We start from the raw sequence: 17,830 nt of genomic DNA on the forward strand, positions 1-17,830 counted from the left end.
CTCTCCCGCAGGGGGAGAGGGGATCGGCGACGGCGGCGCCTCATGGCCGTCGACATGGAGACAGGCATCATGGACGCCCGAAACCCGGCCGCCGCTCCGTCCCGCGTGACGACGCTCGTCGCCCGCGGCGGCGAGGCGGCGGCGTTCGACATCGCGGCCGGCGACCGCATCCGCATCGAGGACCTGGAAGGGCGCCAGCCCGGCCTGCTGTTCGCCCCCGAGGGCGCGTTCGGCGCCGGCGCGCTGGCTCAGTCCGAAGACGACGCCGCGGCGGTCGAAGCGGCGCGCGCCGCGCTCGCGGCTCGTGGGCTCGACGCCTCCCGGCTGACGGGCTTCCGGCTGTTCTCGGACGAGACCGCGCCTGGTTCGAGTGTCGAGCTGTCGGCCGCCGCCGCCGGCGCCTGCGCGCTCGTGGTCGCGGGCGCCGCGATGGCGCCCGACGAACAGACCCCGCCGACCGAGCTTCGGGTCGAGATTGAGACCTCCGGTCCTTCGCGCGGGGCCGCGCCGGCGCCGCTCGCCGCGCCGAAGCTCGACATTCGTGTCGACGCCGCGACCGCCCAGGCCTATCGGGTCAAGGCCGGTGACTACATCCAGATCGTCGACGTCGACGGCCGGCAGTGCTCCGACTTCCTGGCCTTCGACGCCGCCGCGCTCGACAAGGGCGAGGAGTTCGGCCTCGACCCGACCGTCACCCGCACGCTGATGGCGACCGCGAACCCCGCACCCGGCCTGCATTCGAAGTATTTCGACGCGCGGCTCAATCCGTTGGTCGAGATCGTGCGCGACACGGTCGGCCGGCACGACGCCTTCCTGCTCGCCTGCAACTCGAAATATTACGAGGACCTCGGCTATCCCGGCCACGACAACTGCACCGACAATTTCAACCGCGCACTGAAGCCCTACGGGATCGCGCCGAAGGCCGGCTGGCCGGCGATCAACTTCTTCTACAACACCACCGTCGGCGCCGACGACCAGATCACCATGGACGAGCCCTGGTCACGGCCGGGCGACTATGTGCTGCTCCGGGCGCTGACCGATCTCGTCTGCGCCTCCTCCTCCTGCGCCGACGACGTCGACCCCGCGAATGGCTGGCAGCCGACCGACATCCAGATCCGCGTCTATGACGCGTCCGAAAACTTCTCACGGGGCATCGCGCATCGCATGACGCCAGATTCCGAGCCGCGGCTGACGCGCGAAAGCGGCTTCCATCCCCGCGCCTCGGCGATGACCCGCAAATTCGTCGAATATCGCGGCTTCTGGCTCGCCGACTGCTATTCGGACGAGGGGCCGATCGCCGAATATTGGGCCTGCCGCGAGCGGGCCGCGATCATGGACCTGTCGCCGCTTCGCAAGTTCGAGGTCATCGGCCCGGACGCCGAGGCGTTGATGCAGCTCGCCGTGACCCGCGACATGAAGAAGCTTGCCGTCGGCCAGGTGGTCTACACCGCGATGTGCTACCCGCATGGCGGCATGATCGACGACGGCACCGTATTCCGTCTCGCGCCCCAGAACTTCCGCTGGATCTGCGGCGACGACTATTGCGGCGTGCACCTTCGCGAGCTCGCGGCCGAGCATGGCTTAAAGGTCTGGGTGAAAAGCTCGACCGACCAGCTCCACAACGTCGCCGTCCAGGGCCCGAAGTCGCGCGAGATCCTCAGCCAGATCGTCGAGACGCCGCCGCACCAGCCGAGCCTCAACGAGCTGAAGTGGTTCCGCTTCACGGTCGGCAAGATCGCGGGCGCGCCGGTCGTCGTGTCGCGCACCGGCTATACGGGGGAGCTCGGCTATGAGGTCTGGTGCCATCCGGACAAGGCGACGCTGGTCTGGGACGCGATCTGGGAGTCGGGTCGGCCGCACGGGCTGAAGCCCCTCGGCCTGCAGGCGCTGGACATGGTGCGGATCGAGGCGGGCCTCGCCTTTGCGGGCTATGAGTTCTGCGACCAGACCGACCCGTTCGAGGCCGGCATCGGCTTCGCGGTCCCGGCCGGCAAGACTGACCCTTATGTCGGCGCCGAGGCGCTGAAGCGCCGCCGCGAGCATCCGTCGAAGAAACTTGTGGGGCTCGACGTCTCGGGCGCCGAGGCGATCGGCCATGGCGACTGCGTGCATGTCGGCCGCGCCCAGATCGGCGTCGTGACGAGCGCGACCCGCTCGCCGGTGCTCGGCAAGACCATCGCGCTCGCGCGCCTCGACGTCGCGCATAGCGAGCCGGGAACCAAGGTCGAGATCGGCAAGCTCGACGGCCAGCAGAAGCGCATCGCCGCGACCGTCGTCGCGTTTCCGCATTACGACCCGACGAAATCGCGCGTCCGCGCGGAGGCTCCGGCCTCCGCCTGAGGCGAAACCGCCGATTGCGCGCAGTCCAAAAACTGCGCGATGGAAAGGACTGTTCGTGCGTTTCTGAGGACCAGCCGCCCGAAAGGCTCGCCATCATGGCCCGAAAGGTCTCCCCGATTGAAGAAGGCGCGGCGCTGAGGGCGTCCGCGCTGAAACTCGCGGTGGTCGAGCCCGGCGCCGAGAACGATGATTACGTCACGGGCTCGGGCGCGCCCGCGGCGCAGGAGCGCCGGACGCTGGAGCAGGCGATCGGCCTCCAGATCCGGCATCACCGCAAGTTGATGGGCCTGACGGTCGCGGAGCTCGCCGGCGCGGCGAGCGTCTCGACCGGCATGCTGTCGAAGATCGAGAACGGCCAGATCTCGCCCTCGCTCACCACGCTGCAGACGCTCGCGGCCGCGCTCAATGTGCCGATCAGCCTGCTGTTCTCGGAATTCGAGGAGCGCCGCGACTGCTCCTACGTGCCGGCCGGACAGGGCGTCACCATCCAGCGGCGCGGCACCAAGGTCGGCCACAAATACGAGCTGCTCGGCCACATGCTCGGCGGGCCGGTGGCCTGCGAGCCCTATCTGATCACGCTGACCGAGGACGCGGCCCCCTTCACCGCCTTCCAGCACGAGGGGACGGAGCTTATCCACATGCTCAGCGGCGAGGTCGTGTATGCGCACGCCGGCAACAGCTATCACCTGAAGCCCGGCGACACGCTGCTCTTCGACTCCGGCGCCCCGCATGGGCCCGAGCGGCTGGTGGTCAAGCCGATGACCTATCTGTCGATCATCATGTACGAAAAAGAGTGACAGGCTCCTGCGCCGCAGCGGCGTCGCATGCCCGCCTTGGAGCGCAACGCCTGCCGCCCCTTCTCCCGCTTGCGGGAAGAGGGGGCGGCGATGTCGTGCACTTGCGACGCCGACGACGCCGCCGATCGCCGTTCGCAATCTCTGTCTGGCCGCTCCAAAAAAGTTTCCTCTAAAGAATTTTTGTTTCCAAACTGATTGACGCGCCGGGCCGGCGTCGATAGCTTCCGATCAAGCGGCGCAGGGCCGCCGTCAGCGATTGGAGGCGTCCCCATGTGCGGCATCGTCGGGCTGTTCCTGAAGGATCCGTCGCTCGAGCCGAAGCTCGGCGAAATGCTCGGCCAGATGCTCGGCGTGATGTGCGACCGCGGGCCGGATTCCGCGGGCTTCGCGGTCTATGGCGGGGGCGCGCCCGGCAAGATCAAGCTCACCCTGCGCGCGCCGGCCGGCTACGACTTCGCGCCCGTCGGGGCGGCGCTCGGCGATGGCGCCGAGCTCGAGACGCGCGCGACCCACGCCGTGCTCACCATCGCCGACAGCCGCGAGGCGGAAGCCCGCGACACGATCGCCAAGCAGTTCAAGGACGTGACCGTCGTGGGCGCCGGGCAGCGCATGGAGCTCTACAAGGAGGTGGGGCTTCCGAGCGACGTCGCGACCAGCTTCAAGCTCTCCGGCATGTCGGGCACGCACGGCATCGGCCACACCCGCATGGCGACCGAGAGCGCCGTCACGACCAACGGTGCCCACCCGTTCTCGACCGGCGCCGACCAGTGCCTCGTCCACAACGGCTCGCTGTCGAACCACCGCAGCGTGCGCCGCGACCTCGAGCGCGCGGGCTTCAGCGTGAACACCGACAACGACAGCGAAGTCGCGGCCGGCTATCTGAGCTGGCGCATGAAGGAAGGCCGCAGCCTCGGCGAGGCGCTCGAGGACTCGCTCGACGACCTCGACGGCTTCTACACTTTCGTGGTCGGCACCGAGACCGGCTTCGGCGTGATCCGCGACCCGATCGCCTGCAAGCCCGCCGTGATGGCCGAGACCGACCAGTATGTCGCTTTCGGCTCCGAATACCGGGCGCTCGCCGGTTTGCCCGGCATCGAGACCGCCAAGGTCTGGGAGCCGGAACCCGCCAAGGTCTATTTCTGGGACCGGGCGGCGTGAGCGACGTCATGACCGCGGGGGCAGCACGAGCCATGAACGCCACAGTCGAAACCCACGCCTTCGATCTCGCGAAGAGCTCGGTGCGTGACCTCAACGCCGCGCTCCATGCGCTGAAGCCGGGCTCGAACGCCTCGCTCTGGCGCGTCGCCAATCCGCGCGGCCTGCACGCGATCGCGGCCGGGCTCGACGCCCCCGTCACCGTCGAGGTCGACGGTCCTGCCGGCTATTATTGCGCCGGCATGAACAAGCAGGCGACCGTGATCGTCCGCGGCGCCGCAGGCGTGGGCGTCGCCGAGAACATGATGTCGGGCTTCGTCCACGTCGAAGGCGACGCCAGCCAGGCTGCCGGCGCGACAGCGCATGGCGGGACGCTGGTGATCGACGGCGACGCGGGCGCGCGCTGCGGCATCTCGATGAAGGGCGTCGACATCGTCGTGAAGGGCTCGATCGGCCACATGTCGGCCTTCATGGCGCAGGCCGGCACGCTGACGGTGTTCGGCGACGCCGGCGACGCGCTCGGCGACTCGATCTACGAGGCGCGGCTCTACGTCCGCGGCTCGGTGAAGAGCCTCGGCGCGGACTGCGTCGAGAAGGAGCTGCGCGACGAGCACAGGAAGGAGCTGTTCGAGCGCTTCCGGCTCGCGGGGATCGACGGCCAGATCGATCCGTCCGAGTTCCGGCGCTACGGCTCGGCCCGCAATCTCTACCATTTCCACGTCGACAACGCGTCGGCCTACTGAGGGCCCGGGCCATGAACGAGCACGTCAAGGCGCCGGCGGCGCCCCGCACTCTGCCGCGCGAAAGCGCGACCTTCGACGCGTACACGCTGTCGGAGATCCGCCGGGCGGCGGCGACCGGCATCTACGACATCCGCGGCGCCGGCGCGAAGCGCAAGGTCCCGCATTTCGACGACCTGCTGTTCCTCGGCGCCTCGATCTCGCGCTACCCGCTCGAGGGCTACCGGGAGCGGTGCGGCACCAACGTCACGCTCGGCACGCGCTTCGCCAAGAAGCCGATCGAGCTCAAGATCCCGATCACCATCGCGGGCATGAGCTTCGGCTCGCTCTCCGGCCCCGCCAAGGAGGCGCTCGGCCGCGGCGCGTCCGCGATGGGCACCTCGACCACCACGGGCGACGGCGGCATGACCCAGGAGGAGCGCGGGCATTCCCAGACGCTCGTCTACCAGTACCTGCCGTCGCGCTACGGCATGAATCCGGACGACATCCGCAAGGCGGACGCGATCGAGGTCGTGGTCGGCCAGGGCGCGAAGCCCGGTGGCGGCGGCATGCTGCTCGGCCAGAAGATCTCCGCGCGCGTCGCCAAGATGCGGACCCTCCCCGAAGGCATCGACCAGCGCTCGGCCTGCCGCCATCCCGACTGGACCGGCCCCGACGACCTCGAGATCAAGATCGAGGAGCTGCGCGAGATCACCGACTGGGAGAAGCCGATCTACGTCAAGGTCGGCGCCGCCCGCCCCTATTACGACACGGCGCTCGCGGTGAAGTCCGGCGCCGACGTCGTGGTGGTGGACGGCATGCAGGGCGGCACCGCCGCGACCCAGGAAGTGTTCATCGAGAATGTCGGCATCCCGACGCTCGCGGCCATCCGCCAGGCCGTGAAGGCGCTGCAGGACCTCGGCATGCACCGCAGGGTGCAGCTGATCGTCTCGGGCGGCATCCGGAACGGCGCCGACGTCGCCAAGGCGCTCGCGCTCGGCGCCGACGCGGTCGCGATCGGCACCGCGGCGCTGGTCGCGCTCGGCGACAACGACCCGAAATGGGAGTCCGAATACGAGGCCCTCGGCACCCGCGCCGGCGCCTATGACGACTGGCACGAGGGTCGTGATCCCGCGGGGATCACGACGCAGGACCCCGAGCTCATGAAGCGGCTCGACCCCGTGCTCGCCGGCCGCCGGCTCGCCAACTACCTCAGCGTCATGACGCTCGAGGCCCAGACCATCGCGCGCGCCTGCGGCAAGAGCCACGTGCACAACCTCGAGCCCGAGGATCTGGTGGCGCTCACCATCGAGTCCGCCGCGATGGCCCAGGTGCCGCTTGCCGGCACGCAGTGGATTCCCGGCGCGAACGGCGCATTCTGAAGACAACAAAGAGAGGCCCCGCCGCAGTCCCCGGGGGCCTCCCCCGGAACGCGGGATGGGCCGAAGGCGGAACACCCGAGGAGAGGCCCGTGAACGTTCAGCTGAACCCCAACAAAGGGGCGATCGAGGGGACTGCGATGGCGATCGATCTGGCGGAGGCCGCGCGGGACCGCGGCATCAAGTATTTCCTCATCTCCTATACCGACCTCTTCGGCTCCCAGAGGGCGAAGCTCGTGCCTGCCGCCGCGATCGGCGAAATGCAGAAGGCCGGCGCAGGCTTCGCTGGCTTCGCCACCTGGCTCGACATGAGCCCGGCGGACTCGGACCTGTTCGCCAAGCCCGATCCGGCGAGCCTCATCCAGCTGCCCTGGAAGCCCGAGGTCGGCTGGGTCGCGGCCGATCTCTGGATGGACGGCAAGGAGGTCGAGCAGGCCCCGCGCAACACGCTGCGCCGCCTGATCGCCAATTCCGGCTGCGAGATGAAGTCGGGCGTCGAGTGCGAGTTCTTCCTCACCACCGCCTGCGGCACCCAGATCTCGGACGGCGCCGACACGCAGGAGAAGCCCTGCTATGACCAGCAGGCCCTGATGCGCCGCTACGAGGTCATCACCGAAATCTGCGACAGCATGCTGTCGCTCGGCTGGAAGCCCTACCAGAACGACCATGAGGACGCGAACGGCCAGTTCGAGATGAACTGGAACTACGGACCGGCGCTGCAGGTCGCCGACCAGCACGCCTTCTTCAAGTTCATGGCGAAGTCGATCGCCGAGAAGCACGGGCTGCGCGCGACCTTCATGCCGAAGCCCTTCGTCAACCTGACGGGCTCGGGCTGCCACGCCCATATCTCGCTGTGGGACGGCAAGAAGAACCTGTTCGCGGACGACGACGGCGAACTCGGCGTCTCGAAGATGGGCTACCACTTCATCGGCGGCCTGATCCACAACGCCGAGGCGATCTGCGCGCTGACCAACCCGACTGTGAACTCCTATAAGCGCATCAACGCCCCGCGGACGACCTCCGGCGCCACCTGGGCCCCGAACTCGGTGACCTACACCGGCAACAACCGCACGCACATGATCCGCATCCCGGACGCCGGCCGCTTCGAGTTCCGGCTCGGCGACGGCGCCGCCAACCCCTATCTGCTGCAGGCCGCGATCCTCGCCGCCGGCATGGACGGGGTGAACAACAAGCGCGATCCGGGCAAGCGCCTCGACATCAACATGTATGTCGACGGCCACAAGGTGAAGAACGCCAAGAAGCTGCCGCTCAACCTGCTGGACGCGATCCGCTCCTTCGAGGGCTCCAAGGCGGTCCGCACGATGTTCGGCGACGAGTTCGTCGACGCCTACGCCAAGCTCAAGGGGCAGGAGTGGAACAACTACGCCCGCCATTTGACGCAGTGGGAGCGCGACAACACGCTGGACTGCTGACCGGCGGCGAAACGCCGGACGCGAAAAAGCCGGGCGGCGACGCCCGGCTTTTTGTTTGCGGCTTCCGCGCTTTCTTTCGCGTCCCCCCGGCCGTCATGCCCGACGGCAGTCAGGCATCCACGACTTACTGGGATCGCAGCGCTCTACGCCCGAGTCGTGGATGCCCGCCTTCGCGGGCATGACGGGGAGTGAAATCCCCAAGGGCCGGTCGTCAGCTCGAGATCGCCTCGAGCTGCTTGCCCCTGGTCTCGACGCCGAGGATCAGCACCGCGAGCGCCGCCGCCACGAAGCAGCCGGCGCCGAGCGCGAACACGCCGCCGCTGCCGAGCGTCGGCAGCACCACGCCGATCAGCGACGGGCCGATCAGCGAGCCGATGCGCCCCACCGCCGAGGCGCAGCCCGCGCCGGTGGCGCGCGCCCGGGTCGGGTAGAGCTCGGGCGTGTAGGCGTAGAGCGTCGACCACATGCCGAACAGGAAGAACTGCATCGTCAGGCCGAACACGATCAGCATCGTGAAGCTCGGCGCGTGGCCATAGGCGTAGGCCGCGACCGCGGAGCCCACCAGCATCAACGCGCAGGTCGGCTTGCGGCCCCAGGCGTCGACCAGCCAGGCGGCCGTGATGAAGCCCGGCACGCCCGCAAGCGCGATCAGCACGACGTATTCGGTCGACTTGGTGTTGGTGAAGCCCTGCGCCTGCAGCAGCGCGCCGAGCCAGGTGGTGAGGCCGTAGAAGCCGAGCAGCGCGAAGAACCAGACCAGCCAGATCATCACGGTGCGGCTGGCGTATTCGCCGCTCCAGAGCTCCATGAAGGAGAAGCGCCGCTCGCCGCGCGCGATCGGCGGCAGCGGCTTCGGCTCGTCGAGCCGCGTCCCGGCGGGAAGCCGCGCCAGCACTTTTTTCTCAATCTCTCCCATCACCTTCTCGGCCTCGCCGTGGCGGCCCTGGTCGGCAAGCCACCGCGGGCTCTCCGGCACGAAGAAGCGAACGACGAACAGGAAGAGCGCCGGGATCGCCTGGCAGAGGAACATCTCGCGCCAGGTGAAATGGGTGAGGAAGAACCAGGACAACAGGCCCGCGGCGATGAAGCCCAGAGGCCAGAAGCCTTCGAGGATCGCGAGATAGCGGCCGCGCTTGGCGGTCGGCACGAACTCCGAGACGATCGCGAGCGCGACAGGGAACTCCATGCCCATGCCGAAGCCGAGCAGCAGGCGGGCGTAGCCGAGCGTCTGGGGATCCGGCGCGTAGTAGCACCACAGGCTGCCGAGGCCCCAGAAGATCATCGAGATCTGGAAGACGAGCTTGCGGCCGATCTTGTCCGCGGCCATCCCCGAGATCGCCGCGCCCAGGAACATGCCGACGAAGCTCATCGACGACAGGAAGCCGGTCTGCGCGGTCGAGAGGTTGAACTCGGTCTTGATCGACCCGAGCAGGAAGGTCAGCGAGCCGAGATCGATCGAGTCGAAGAACCAAGCGGTCGCGATGATCGCAAAGATCATCTTCTGGTAGCCGGTCATCGGCAGGGGAGCGAGGCGGGCCGCGATCATGACGTCGGACGCCGTTGCGGCCGACGCGCCCCCGACGGTCCCCGCCGGGGCCGCCGCCCCAGGCGCAAGCGTTGCATCCGACATTCGCGATCCTCCCGGCATCGTTTTCTTTGATGAGAAGTATCACTGATATGTCAGCGGCACACAAGCCCGTGCGGCTTTGCGGAACAGAGGTTGATTCCGGCGCGGGAGCGTCCATTCTCGCGCTCGCAGTTCCACGGATGACTCGATGCCCGACGCTCTGACGCTCCCCGCCACGGACGATGGCGGCCCCGATTCGCACGATGCGGGGCCGGCGACGCGCGGCGCGGCGACGCTGACCGACGTCGCCTATGTGCAGCTCGAGGAGCTGATCACGACGCTGCAGCTTCCGCCGGGCGCGTTCCTGAGCGAGCTCGCGCTGGCGGAGCGGCTTTCGATCGGCCGCACGCCGATCCGCGAGGCGCTGCAGCGGCTCGCCCGCGACGGCCTGGTGGTGGTGATTCCCCGGCGCGGCATCCTGGTGTCCGAGATCAACCTGCGGAGCCAGCTCCGCCTGCTGGAGACGCGGCGGGTGCTGGAGGCGCTGCTCGCAAGGCTCGCGGCCGAACGCGCCGATTCGAAGGAGCGCGCGCGCTTCAGCGAGATCGGCGCGGCGATGCGGGCGGCTTCGGCGGCCTCCGACGACATCGAGTTCATGCGCCTCGACCGCGAGTTCAACCTGCTGGTGGCCGCCGCGGCGCGCAACGAATTCGCGGTGCGCTCGATCAGCACCATGACGGCGCTGTCGCGCCGCTTCTGGTACCAGCACTACAAGGAGGTCGGCGACCTGCCGCTCTCCGCGCGCCTGCATGCCGAGGTCTGCGACGCCATCGCCCATGGCGACGGCGCCGCCGCAGCGGCGGCGTCCGACCGCCTGATGGACTACATCGAAAGCTTCGCGAGGAAGACGCTCGACGTGTGAGGCGCTCTTCCTTCTTCCCTTCCGTTGGCGAGCCGACGGTCGGATGAGGGGCGCCGGCGGCGCGCATGTCCCGGCCTTGAGCCGGGACCCATTCGGCGCCGCGGGTCTCCCTCCCCTTGCAAAGGGGAAGGATCGGGCGCGCCTAAACTTGCTTCCGCTTCTCCACCATCGTGGCGAACTTCTCGTATTCCTCGTCCTTGACCGAATAGGAATGGTCGTCGTCGGGGAAGGAGCCCTCCTTCACCTCGCGCACATAGTCCTTGATGCCCGCGACCGCGACCTCGGTGAGCTTGGCATAGCGTTTGGTGAATTTCGGCTTGAAGTCGGTGAAGACGCCGAGCAAATCGTGGCAGAGCAGGATCTGTCCGTCGGTCCCGACCCCCGCCCCGATGCCGATGGTCGGGATGGTGAGCTGCTCCGAGATGAGCTTGGCGATCCGCGCGGGCACCGCCTCGAACTCCAGCATGAAGCAGCCGGCGTCTTCGATCGCGAGCGCGTCCTGCAGGATCTTGAAGGCGGCGTCCGCGGTCTTGCCCTGAATCTTGAAGCCTCCGAAGGTCGCGATCGTGTGCGGCGTCAGGCCGATATGCGAGGCTGTCGGGATGCCGGCGTCGACGAGCGCCTTCAGGATATGGGCCTGGCTCTTGCCGCCCTGCGGTTTCACGGCGTCGGTCGCGGCCTCCTGCATGAAGCGCGTCGCGTTCGCGAGCGCCCGGTCGACCGTGTGGTAGCTCTGATAGGGCATGCAGCCGAGCGTGAAGGTGTTGGGCGCCCCACGCCGGATCGCCTGGGCGTGCATCACCATCATGTCCATGGTGGCCGGGATGGTGTTCTGGTGGCCATGCGCGATCATCGCCAGGCTGTCGCCCACCACCGCGACGTCGACGCCCGCCATCTCGGCCCATTTCGCGGACGTGTAGTCCGGCACCGACATGTAGACCATCTTCTCGCCGGTCCGCTTCGACTCGCGGATCTCGGTGATGGTGCGCTTCTCGCGCTTCGGCTCTGCGGCGGGGCCGGTCGCTTCGGACATTTTTGCCTCTGAATGAAAGCGCGGGGGAGCGCTGCGGCCCACCTCTCCGGCGGGAAGAGGTCGACGCGGCGCCAGCCGCGGCGGGTGAGGGGGATCGGGGATTTTCGGAAAGGGCGAGCCCCCTCACCCGGCCCTTCGGGCCGACCTCTCCCCGCAGGGGAGAGGTGAAGAGCGCCTGAATTCGCTCAGCGGGATGAGGAGCCGGCCTTTACGCCGCCGCCGCGCCGTAACCCGACAGGACGCGGTCGATGTCCGCGGAGGTCATCTCCCACTCATTGCCGAAATTGGCCACGATGTCGCGCATGAAGCGGTCGGTCAGCGCCTCGGCCCGGCGTGCCTCGCCGAGATGGTCGTAGAGCAGCGCGAAAGCGAGCTGGCTCGGGGCCTCACCTTCGTAGCTCCATTCGAAATCCGCGCCGGCATAATTCTTGAGCTCGTTATGCGGCGCGAGCGGCGCGCCGTCGACGGTCACGGCGACGCCGTCGATCGTGCGGTCTCCGAGATAGGTCTTCATTGCGCGCGGCCCGCGGCGTCGCGGCCGACTGGCTTGTTGTCGGCCTTGCCGCGCATGACCTCGGGAAAGATCCAGAGGCTGCCGGCGGTGAACGGGCCGAGGAACAGGAGCGCCAGCTGCGGCCCGGTCTTGCCGAGATGGCCCATATAGAACCAGCCCGCGACGGCGGCGAGCAGCACCACCACGGTCAGCCCCATCTTGATGTGAAACGGCATCGCGTTCCTCCCAAAATTCTTCTTGTCGTCTCAGGCGGCGAAGCCGCCGCCCGCGGCGTGCAGCGCCGCGACCGCGGCCATGGTGAGGCCGAGCATGATCGCGAGTCCGGCCGCGCCGTCGCGCCAGCGCTGCGGCCAGACATGGAAGGCGGCCGGCGCGAACAGGAAGGCGAGCCCGCTCACGATCACGACGCTGGTCCAGCGCAGGTGCTCGACCCCATAGGTTAGGCCGAACGCGACCAGCGCCAGAAACGCGGCCGCGTTGACCAGCGCGAGCGGGACGCCTGCAGGATGCGCGCGAAGATCGTCGCGGGTGGCGAGCGGGAAGGCTCCGGCCAGCACATAGAAGCCGAGGCCCGCGACGGTCGCGGCGATCGCGAACAATGCGAGCGCGGCGAGGTTCGGTTCGATCATGTCCATATCGGACCTCGGCTCTTGCTGAAGGGGCCGGCCGGAACGCGGGAAACGTCCCGGCCCTGCTCTCCCGTCAGGCGCTCGTCACTCCGCCGGCTGGGCGACGCCGGCGGAGGGATCGGGCCTGCCGGGCGACCGCGAGACCTTGCGCATGTCGGTCTTCACGTAACGGCTGTCGTAGCCGTTGAAGAGCGTGCCGATGAGCCCGCGGTTCAGGTCCGACGTCCCGAACAGCCAGTCCATGATCGGGAAGGTGAGGTTCATGTTCTTCTCCATCATGATCGACTGGTCGTGATGGGCGGTGTGGTGGCGCCGGTTCGTGTTGATGAACGGCATGTTCCGGACGAACCAGTTCTCCTCCACATGGCAGCAGAAGTGCATGAACTCGTAGATCATGTAGATCGACGTCGTCGTGGTGATGAACAGCCAGCCGACATTCGGGCTGAACACGAAACCGAGCGCGATGGCGCCTGGGATCGACATCAGCGTGAAGGTCGCGAGCGCATAAGGCGGGAAGAAGGTGACGCGGTAGTCGCGATGGTCCGCGAAGCGCATCTCCTCCTGGGTGAAGAACTGGTGGTGCTGCAGCGTGTGGCGGTTGTAGACCGCGCGCGCGATCGGGTTCGAGGACGGCCGGTGCATCACGTAGCGATGCAGCCACCACTCGAAGAAGTTGCAGAACAGGAAGGTGATCGGGACGGTCGCGAGCTCGAGCCAGCTCGGCGCGTCGACGTTAGAGAGATAGACGTAGAGCGCCGTGAAGCCGATCACGTAGATGATCGCGATGTGCAGGAAGCCGTTGTACCAGCCGGCCACCCGCTGGCGGTAGTTCGCGCGGTAGCGCCGCTGACGCTCGGTCATGGCGGTCTGGGCGAGTTCCATGGGGCTCCTCCTCGTCATGCCGCGCGGCTCGGAGCCGCGTTCTCGCTCGTAATATATCACTGCCGTATCAGACGTCCAGCCCGTAAACTTTCCTTTGTCAAAACGCAGGCGCCGCCGACGTCGAAGACGCGGCGGCGAGGCTTTTCGTAGGTGGCGATCAGGCGGCCGGGCGGACGGCCGCTATCTCTTCGCGAAGGCCGCGAGGGGATTGTCCAGCGTGCCCACGAATTGCAGGCTCTTCTCGGGATCGAGCAGGTCGAGCATCTGCTGGTTGTCGTTGAGCTGCAGCCGGTTCAGGCAGTTGCGGATGAAGGTCTCCGCGAACAGGTCGTGGACCTTCGCCTTCTCGGCGTGCCCCGGGTGAGCGTCGAGATAGCCCTGCACGCACTCCGCGACGAGCCGCCAGAAGCGGTTGTCCGCGAAGCCGCAATGCTCGACCAGCGTCGCCGACAGGTAGCGGAAGAAGCAGTCGAACACGTCGGTGAAGATGCAGTTGAGCTTGGCGTCCTCGCGCACACGGAAGTCGATCCGCTCGATCTCCTTGGGCGGACGCTTCGTTGCGTTCAGCACGCCGATCTCCTCGCCAATGTCCTTCATCAGCATGCCGACCGGCGCGTTGTCCTTCAGGACCATGATGAGGTTCTCGCCATGCGGCATGAAGGCGAGGTCGTGGGCGTAGAAGGCGTGGACGAGCGGCGCGAGATAGGCGTCGAGATAGCGCCGAAGCCATTCGTCGGGCTCGAGGCCGGAGGCCGCGATCAGCGCCGGCAGCAGCGCGTCGCCGTCCGGGTCGACATGGAGAAGCGACGCCATGGTCATCAGGCGTTCACCGGTCTTGAGCCGGCTCATCGGGCTTTCGCGCCACAGCGCGGCCAGCATCTTCTTATAGGCAGAATCCTGCCGCAGCCCCTCGTCATAGACGCTGTAGCGGTAGCCGATCGCAGCGACCTCGCGCAGGATCGAGAAGTTCTTCGAGCGGAAGAACGGATCGCCCGCGACGAGGTCCCAGAGCCATTCGTTGATGGCCGGCGTCGCGACCATGTATTTCGGCGACAGGCCCCGCATGAAGCCCATGTTGAGCACCGAGATCGCGGTCTTCACGTAATGCCGGTCGGGGCGCGAGACGTTGAAGAAAGTGCGGATCGACTGCTGCGGCAGATAGCGATCCTCGCTTTGCCCGAGACAGACGATCTTCCGCGTCGCGACGTCGGCCGCGAAGGTCACGGCGAGCTTGTTGAACCACTGCCAGGGATGGGCCGGAAGGTAGAGGTAGTCGGCCGGATCAAGCGCGAGCGCGCGCAGCCGGGCCTCGAAGGCCCTCAGCGTCTCGGGGCCGAGCTCGGCCGCCATCAGCGACCGATAATCGAGCGTCGAGAGGCTCGTGAATGTCGCGCAGGCCTTTGCGACAGCGAGCCAGACGAGCCGCACGACGCTGCCGGCCTCCGGCGTATAGGCGCGGTAGTCGCTGGCGTCGAAGCCAATGCGGCCATTGTTCGCGACGAAGGTCGGGTGCCCCTCCGACATCGCGCTCTCGACCGCCTGATAGTCGGCGCGGGTCAGCTCTTCGGCCGATAGCCAGTCCTTCGCCTCCTTGAAGGCCGCGCCATAGAGCGTCGACGAAATCTCCTCAAGATAGATCGGCGCCATGCCGTCCTTGATCCCGAGCGCGTCCTGGAATTCGAGGATGAAGTCAGCCGCCTCGATGGGCGCCGCGAGTCCGACGACGCGCTTCTCGAGCGAATCCTCGTCGATCAGCCAATGGTCGAGCGACAGCCGCCGGGCCCGAAAACCGTATTCGAAATTCGGGTCGCCATTGTCGAGCGCGTAGCGCGCCCACTCACCCTCATTCTCGACGAGGCGCGGCTCGATCAGCCTCTCATGCGCGAATTCCGCGATCGCCTTGCGGACCAGATGCCGATTGACCTTGGCCCAGATCTCCGGGTCGAGATGCTGGACGGCGCGTTCGGCGGCGCCGAGCGCGATGGGGACAAGCTCGTTCATGATGCGGCGTCTCCTTCGAGCGAGGCCCGGAAGCCCTCGCGCGTGCAGAAGGCGAGGCAGGCGGTCTTCTCCCGGAAGCGCACCGGCCGGTCGTAGACGAAGCCGACCTTCCGGTTCAGCGCGTGGATCTTGTCGTTGCGGATATCGGGCTCGACGACGACGCGCCCGACAGATGGGTCGGAGAACAGCCGCGCCATCACGGTTCGCATGACCGCGAGGGTGAAGCCCGGCACGCGAGTCTCGGCAGGGGCGACCAACACATGCATGCCGCGGTCGCCCGGCGCGGGGCCGTAATGCTTGCCCACCTGATCGTGCGCGGGGTCGTAGAGCTCGGTGAGGAAGGCCGGCCGTCCGTCGTGCAGCCCGAGCTCCGCCGTCGCGTGGGCGGACGCCATGAGGCCCGAATAGAAGGCCTCGATCTCGTCCAGCGTCTTGTCGGTCATGTTCCAGAAGCGGGCGTGCGGGCTCGTCACCCAGCGGTGGATGAGCGCCGCCTCGGAGGAGGGGGCGAGCGGGCGCAGGACAAAACGGCCGACGCCTGGCTCGTCGCGCTCGAACAGCGCCGGGGGCTCGGCGGCCCGGCGGAGCGCGGCGGCGGTCACGCGCGCGCTCCTTCGCGCCGCCTTGCGTCGACCGACGGCGCTCCGAAGCGCTGGAAGGCGACGCGCCTTTCGATCGGGTAGATCTCGCGGCCGGCCATGGCGCGGATGATCCAGGCGTTACGATAGGCCGCCATGCCGAGATCGGGCGCCACGAAACCGTGGGTGTGGAGCTCTGCGTTCTGGACGAAGATCCCGTTGCCCGCCGCGTCGATCGAATAGTTGCGGCGGACCGCGAAACGGCCGCGCTCGTCCCATCGGATGCGGTCGCGGATCGGTTCGATGAATGACGGAATGCGCTGCTCGTATCCGGTGCCGAGCACCAGCGCTTCGGTCTCCAGATCGAAGCCTTCGCCCTGCTCGAGATGTTTCAGGCCGAGCCTGAACCGGCCCGTGTCCTCGTCATAGGCGCAGGAGGCGAGCTCCGTGTTGGTGTGCAGCGTCGTGTTCACCTCGCCCAACAGGCTCTTATTGTAGAGCAGGTCGTAGATGTCGTTGATCAGCGAGGCGTTGATCCCCTTGTAGAGGTTCTTCTGCTGGCGGATCAGCGCGTCGCGCCTCGGCGTCGGCAGGTCGTGGAAATAATCGGCGTAGTCCGGCGACGTCATCTCGAGCGTCAGCTTGGTGAGCTCGAGCGGGAAGAAGCGCGGCGAACGCGTGACCCAGTTGAGCTCGTAACCGCGCGCGTCGCTGTCCTTCAGCAGGTCGTGATAGATTTCCGCGGCGCTCTGGCCGCTGCCCACCACCGTGATCGACCGCTTTGCCTGCAGCGTCTCCTTGTCGGCGAGGTAGGACGCCGTGTGGGTGACGTGACGCTCGACCGGGCGGCAGCAGGCGGGGATCGCCGGCTGGGTTCCGACGCCGAGCACGATGCGGCGGGCCCTGAGCTCGAAGCGCGCGCCGGTCCTCGTGCAGAGCGCCGTGACCACATAGGCCTTGCTCGCGGCGTCGTAGTCGACCCGCTCCACGAGCCGGTCGAACTCCACGTTTGACAGCTGGTCCGCCGCCCATTGGCAGTACTGGTTGAACTCGTTCCGCATCAGGAAGAAGGTTTCCTTGATGTAAAACGCATAAATGCGGCCCTGTTGCTTGACGTAATTCAGGAAGCTGAAGCGACTGGTGGGATCGGCGAGCGTCACCAGGTCGCCGATGAAAGGCGTCTGCAGCGTGGCGTCGTCGAGCAGCATGCCGGGATGCCAGCAGAAGCGCTCGTTGCGATCGAGAAACAGACCGTCGAGTTCGGCGATCGGCTCGGTCAGGCAGGCGAGGCCGAGATTGAACGGCCCCACGCCTACGGCGATAAAATCGTAGATATGGCGTCCGACATGACTAATCTTGGCCCCCGCATCCATGATCGGCATCCAATTCGGGCGACGGTAGCCACGTCATTGCGGCTACTGGACAAGTCGCTCTGGTTGTCAGGCAGCCGCACTGTTCAGGCCGGCTTCGATCGGACGGATAGCTAGTACGTAGATTTACGTAGGACAACATCCTGTATGAACTTTAGAATCTTTTGACGTGATCATTATTTTATTTGAAAAATTCAAAGAGAGCGCGAGAAGGCGAAGAGGCGCGCCACTCAGGAGGCGGAGCGCCCAGCCCAGCATTCGTCGGGAACCCCGCACCCTGCGGCATTCCGCTCCATCTGTCGCGCCGTCGGCGCCGGGCGGTTGGAAAATCGCGCGGAATGCACTATATCCAAATCACGCTGGGTTTTGGATTAAATCCGAAATCGTGATGTGTTTTTATGACTCGTCGCCTCACGCGGCGGGCCTTCGGATGGTGCGGGACCGAAAGCATGAGCCGCTATCTCGAGGAGCGCGTGACGCATGTGCGTCACTGGACCGACACGCTGTTCTC

At 67.1% G+C, this 17,830-nt stretch carries 16 protein-coding genes; 7 read left to right on the forward strand and 9 right to left on the reverse strand.

Annotation, left to right across the window (positions count from 1 at the left end):
• Window positions 1–69: 69 nt before the first annotated feature.
• From EK403_RS07520 to glnT, 6 genes are all read left to right on the forward strand, one after another.
• On the forward strand, window positions 70–2,340 hold the full coding sequence (locus EK403_RS07520; RefSeq protein ID WP_206659503.1) for a trimethylamine N-oxide demethylase: 2,271 nt from the start codon (window positions 70–72) through the stop codon (window positions 2,338–2,340).
• Between the two features lie 95 nt (window positions 2,341–2,435).
• Window positions 2,436–3,137 carry a helix-turn-helix domain-containing protein gene (locus tag EK403_RS07525; protein ID WP_245479564.1) on the forward strand — a complete coding sequence of 234 codons (702 nt, stop codon included), beginning with the start codon at window positions 2,436–2,438 and terminating at the stop codon, window positions 3,135–3,137.
• A gap of 270 nt (window positions 3,138–3,407) precedes the next feature.
• The gene (locus EK403_RS07530) at window positions 3,408–4,295 is read left to right on the forward strand and encodes a class II glutamine amidotransferase (RefSeq protein WP_128776878.1); all 888 of its coding nucleotides are present in this window, start codon (window positions 3,408–3,410) and stop codon (window positions 4,293–4,295) included.
• Window positions 4,296–4,327: 32 nt separating this feature from the next.
• Window positions 4,328–5,035 (forward strand): GltB/FmdC/FwdC-like GXGXG domain-containing protein, encoded by a 708-nt coding sequence (locus tag EK403_RS07535; RefSeq protein ID WP_128776879.1) that lies wholly within the window; start codon window positions 4,328–4,330, stop codon window positions 5,033–5,035.
• An 11-nt stretch (window positions 5,036–5,046) separates the two neighbouring features.
• Entirely contained in the window at window positions 5,047–6,393 is a 1,347-nt protein-coding gene (locus EK403_RS07540) for an FMN-binding glutamate synthase family protein (protein WP_128776880.1), read from the forward strand.
• Window positions 6,394–6,530: 137 nt separating this feature from the next.
• Window positions 6,531–7,823, forward strand: coding sequence for a type III glutamate--ammonia ligase (gene glnT, locus EK403_RS07545; protein ID WP_128776904.1), 1,293 nt, complete (start codon window positions 6,531–6,533; stop codon window positions 7,821–7,823).
• Between the two features lie 211 nt (window positions 7,824–8,034).
• On the opposite strand, the gene EK403_RS07550 is transcribed toward glnT, so the two are convergent.
• The gene (locus EK403_RS07550; protein WP_128776881.1) at window positions 8,035–9,453 is read right to left on the reverse strand and encodes an MFS transporter; all 1,419 of its coding nucleotides are present in this window, start codon (window positions 9,451–9,453) and stop codon (window positions 8,035–8,037) included.
• A 145-nt stretch (window positions 9,454–9,598) separates the two neighbouring features.
• Here EK403_RS07550 and EK403_RS07555 point away from each other — a divergent pair, with 145 nt between their 5' ends.
• On the forward strand, window positions 9,599–10,312 hold the full coding sequence (locus EK403_RS07555) for a GntR family transcriptional regulator (RefSeq protein WP_128776882.1): 714 nt from the start codon (window positions 9,599–9,601) through the stop codon (window positions 10,310–10,312).
• 142 nt (window positions 10,313–10,454) lie between these two features.
• On the opposite strand, the gene panB is transcribed toward EK403_RS07555, so the two are convergent.
• The 8 genes from panB to EK403_RS07595 all read right to left on the reverse strand — a co-directional run bounded on the left by panB (window position 10,455) and on the right by EK403_RS07595 (window position 17,322).
• Window positions 10,455–11,345 (reverse strand): 3-methyl-2-oxobutanoate hydroxymethyltransferase, encoded by an 891-nt coding sequence (panB, locus tag EK403_RS07560; RefSeq protein WP_128776883.1) that lies wholly within the window; start codon window positions 11,343–11,345, stop codon window positions 10,455–10,457.
• 208 nt (window positions 11,346–11,553) lie between these two features.
• Window positions 11,554–11,859 carry a DUF6166 domain-containing protein gene (locus EK403_RS07565; RefSeq protein ID WP_128776884.1) on the reverse strand — a complete coding sequence of 102 codons (306 nt, stop codon included), beginning with the start codon at window positions 11,857–11,859 and terminating at the stop codon, window positions 11,554–11,556.
• Window positions 11,856–12,074 carry a hypothetical protein gene (locus tag EK403_RS07570; protein WP_128776885.1) on the reverse strand — a complete coding sequence of 73 codons (219 nt, stop codon included), beginning with the start codon at window positions 12,072–12,074 and terminating at the stop codon, window positions 11,856–11,858. Before EK403_RS07570 ends, EK403_RS07565 begins: the two co-directional genes overlap by 4 nt.
• Window positions 12,075–12,104: 30 nt before the next feature.
• Entirely contained in the window at window positions 12,105–12,494 is a 390-nt protein-coding gene (locus tag EK403_RS07575; protein ID WP_128776886.1) for a hypothetical protein, read from the reverse strand.
• Window positions 12,495–12,572: 78 nt separating this feature from the next.
• Window positions 12,573–13,370 (reverse strand): sterol desaturase family protein, encoded by a 798-nt coding sequence (locus tag EK403_RS07580; protein ID WP_128776887.1) that lies wholly within the window; start codon window positions 13,368–13,370, stop codon window positions 12,573–12,575.
• A gap of 180 nt (window positions 13,371–13,550) precedes the next feature.
• The gene (locus EK403_RS07585) at window positions 13,551–15,371 is read right to left on the reverse strand and encodes an IucA/IucC family protein (protein ID WP_128776888.1); all 1,821 of its coding nucleotides are present in this window, start codon (window positions 15,369–15,371) and stop codon (window positions 13,551–13,553) included.
• Window positions 15,368–15,973 (reverse strand): GNAT family N-acetyltransferase, encoded by a 606-nt coding sequence (locus tag EK403_RS07590; protein WP_206659498.1) that lies wholly within the window; start codon window positions 15,971–15,973, stop codon window positions 15,368–15,370. The genes EK403_RS07585 and EK403_RS07590 overlap by 4 nt, the downstream gene beginning before the upstream one ends.
• Window positions 15,970–17,322, reverse strand: a complete 1,353-nt coding sequence (locus EK403_RS07595) for a lysine N(6)-hydroxylase/L-ornithine N(5)-oxygenase family protein (RefSeq protein ID WP_128776889.1) — start codon at window positions 17,320–17,322, stop codon at window positions 15,970–15,972. The genes EK403_RS07590 and EK403_RS07595 overlap by 4 nt, the downstream gene beginning before the upstream one ends.
• Window positions 17,323–17,830: the final 508 nt, after the last annotated feature.

This window comes from Hansschlegelia zhihuaiae (assembly GCF_004103825.1).
Lineage (GTDB): Bacteria > Pseudomonadota > Alphaproteobacteria > Rhizobiales > Methylopilaceae > Methylopila > Methylopila zhihuaiae.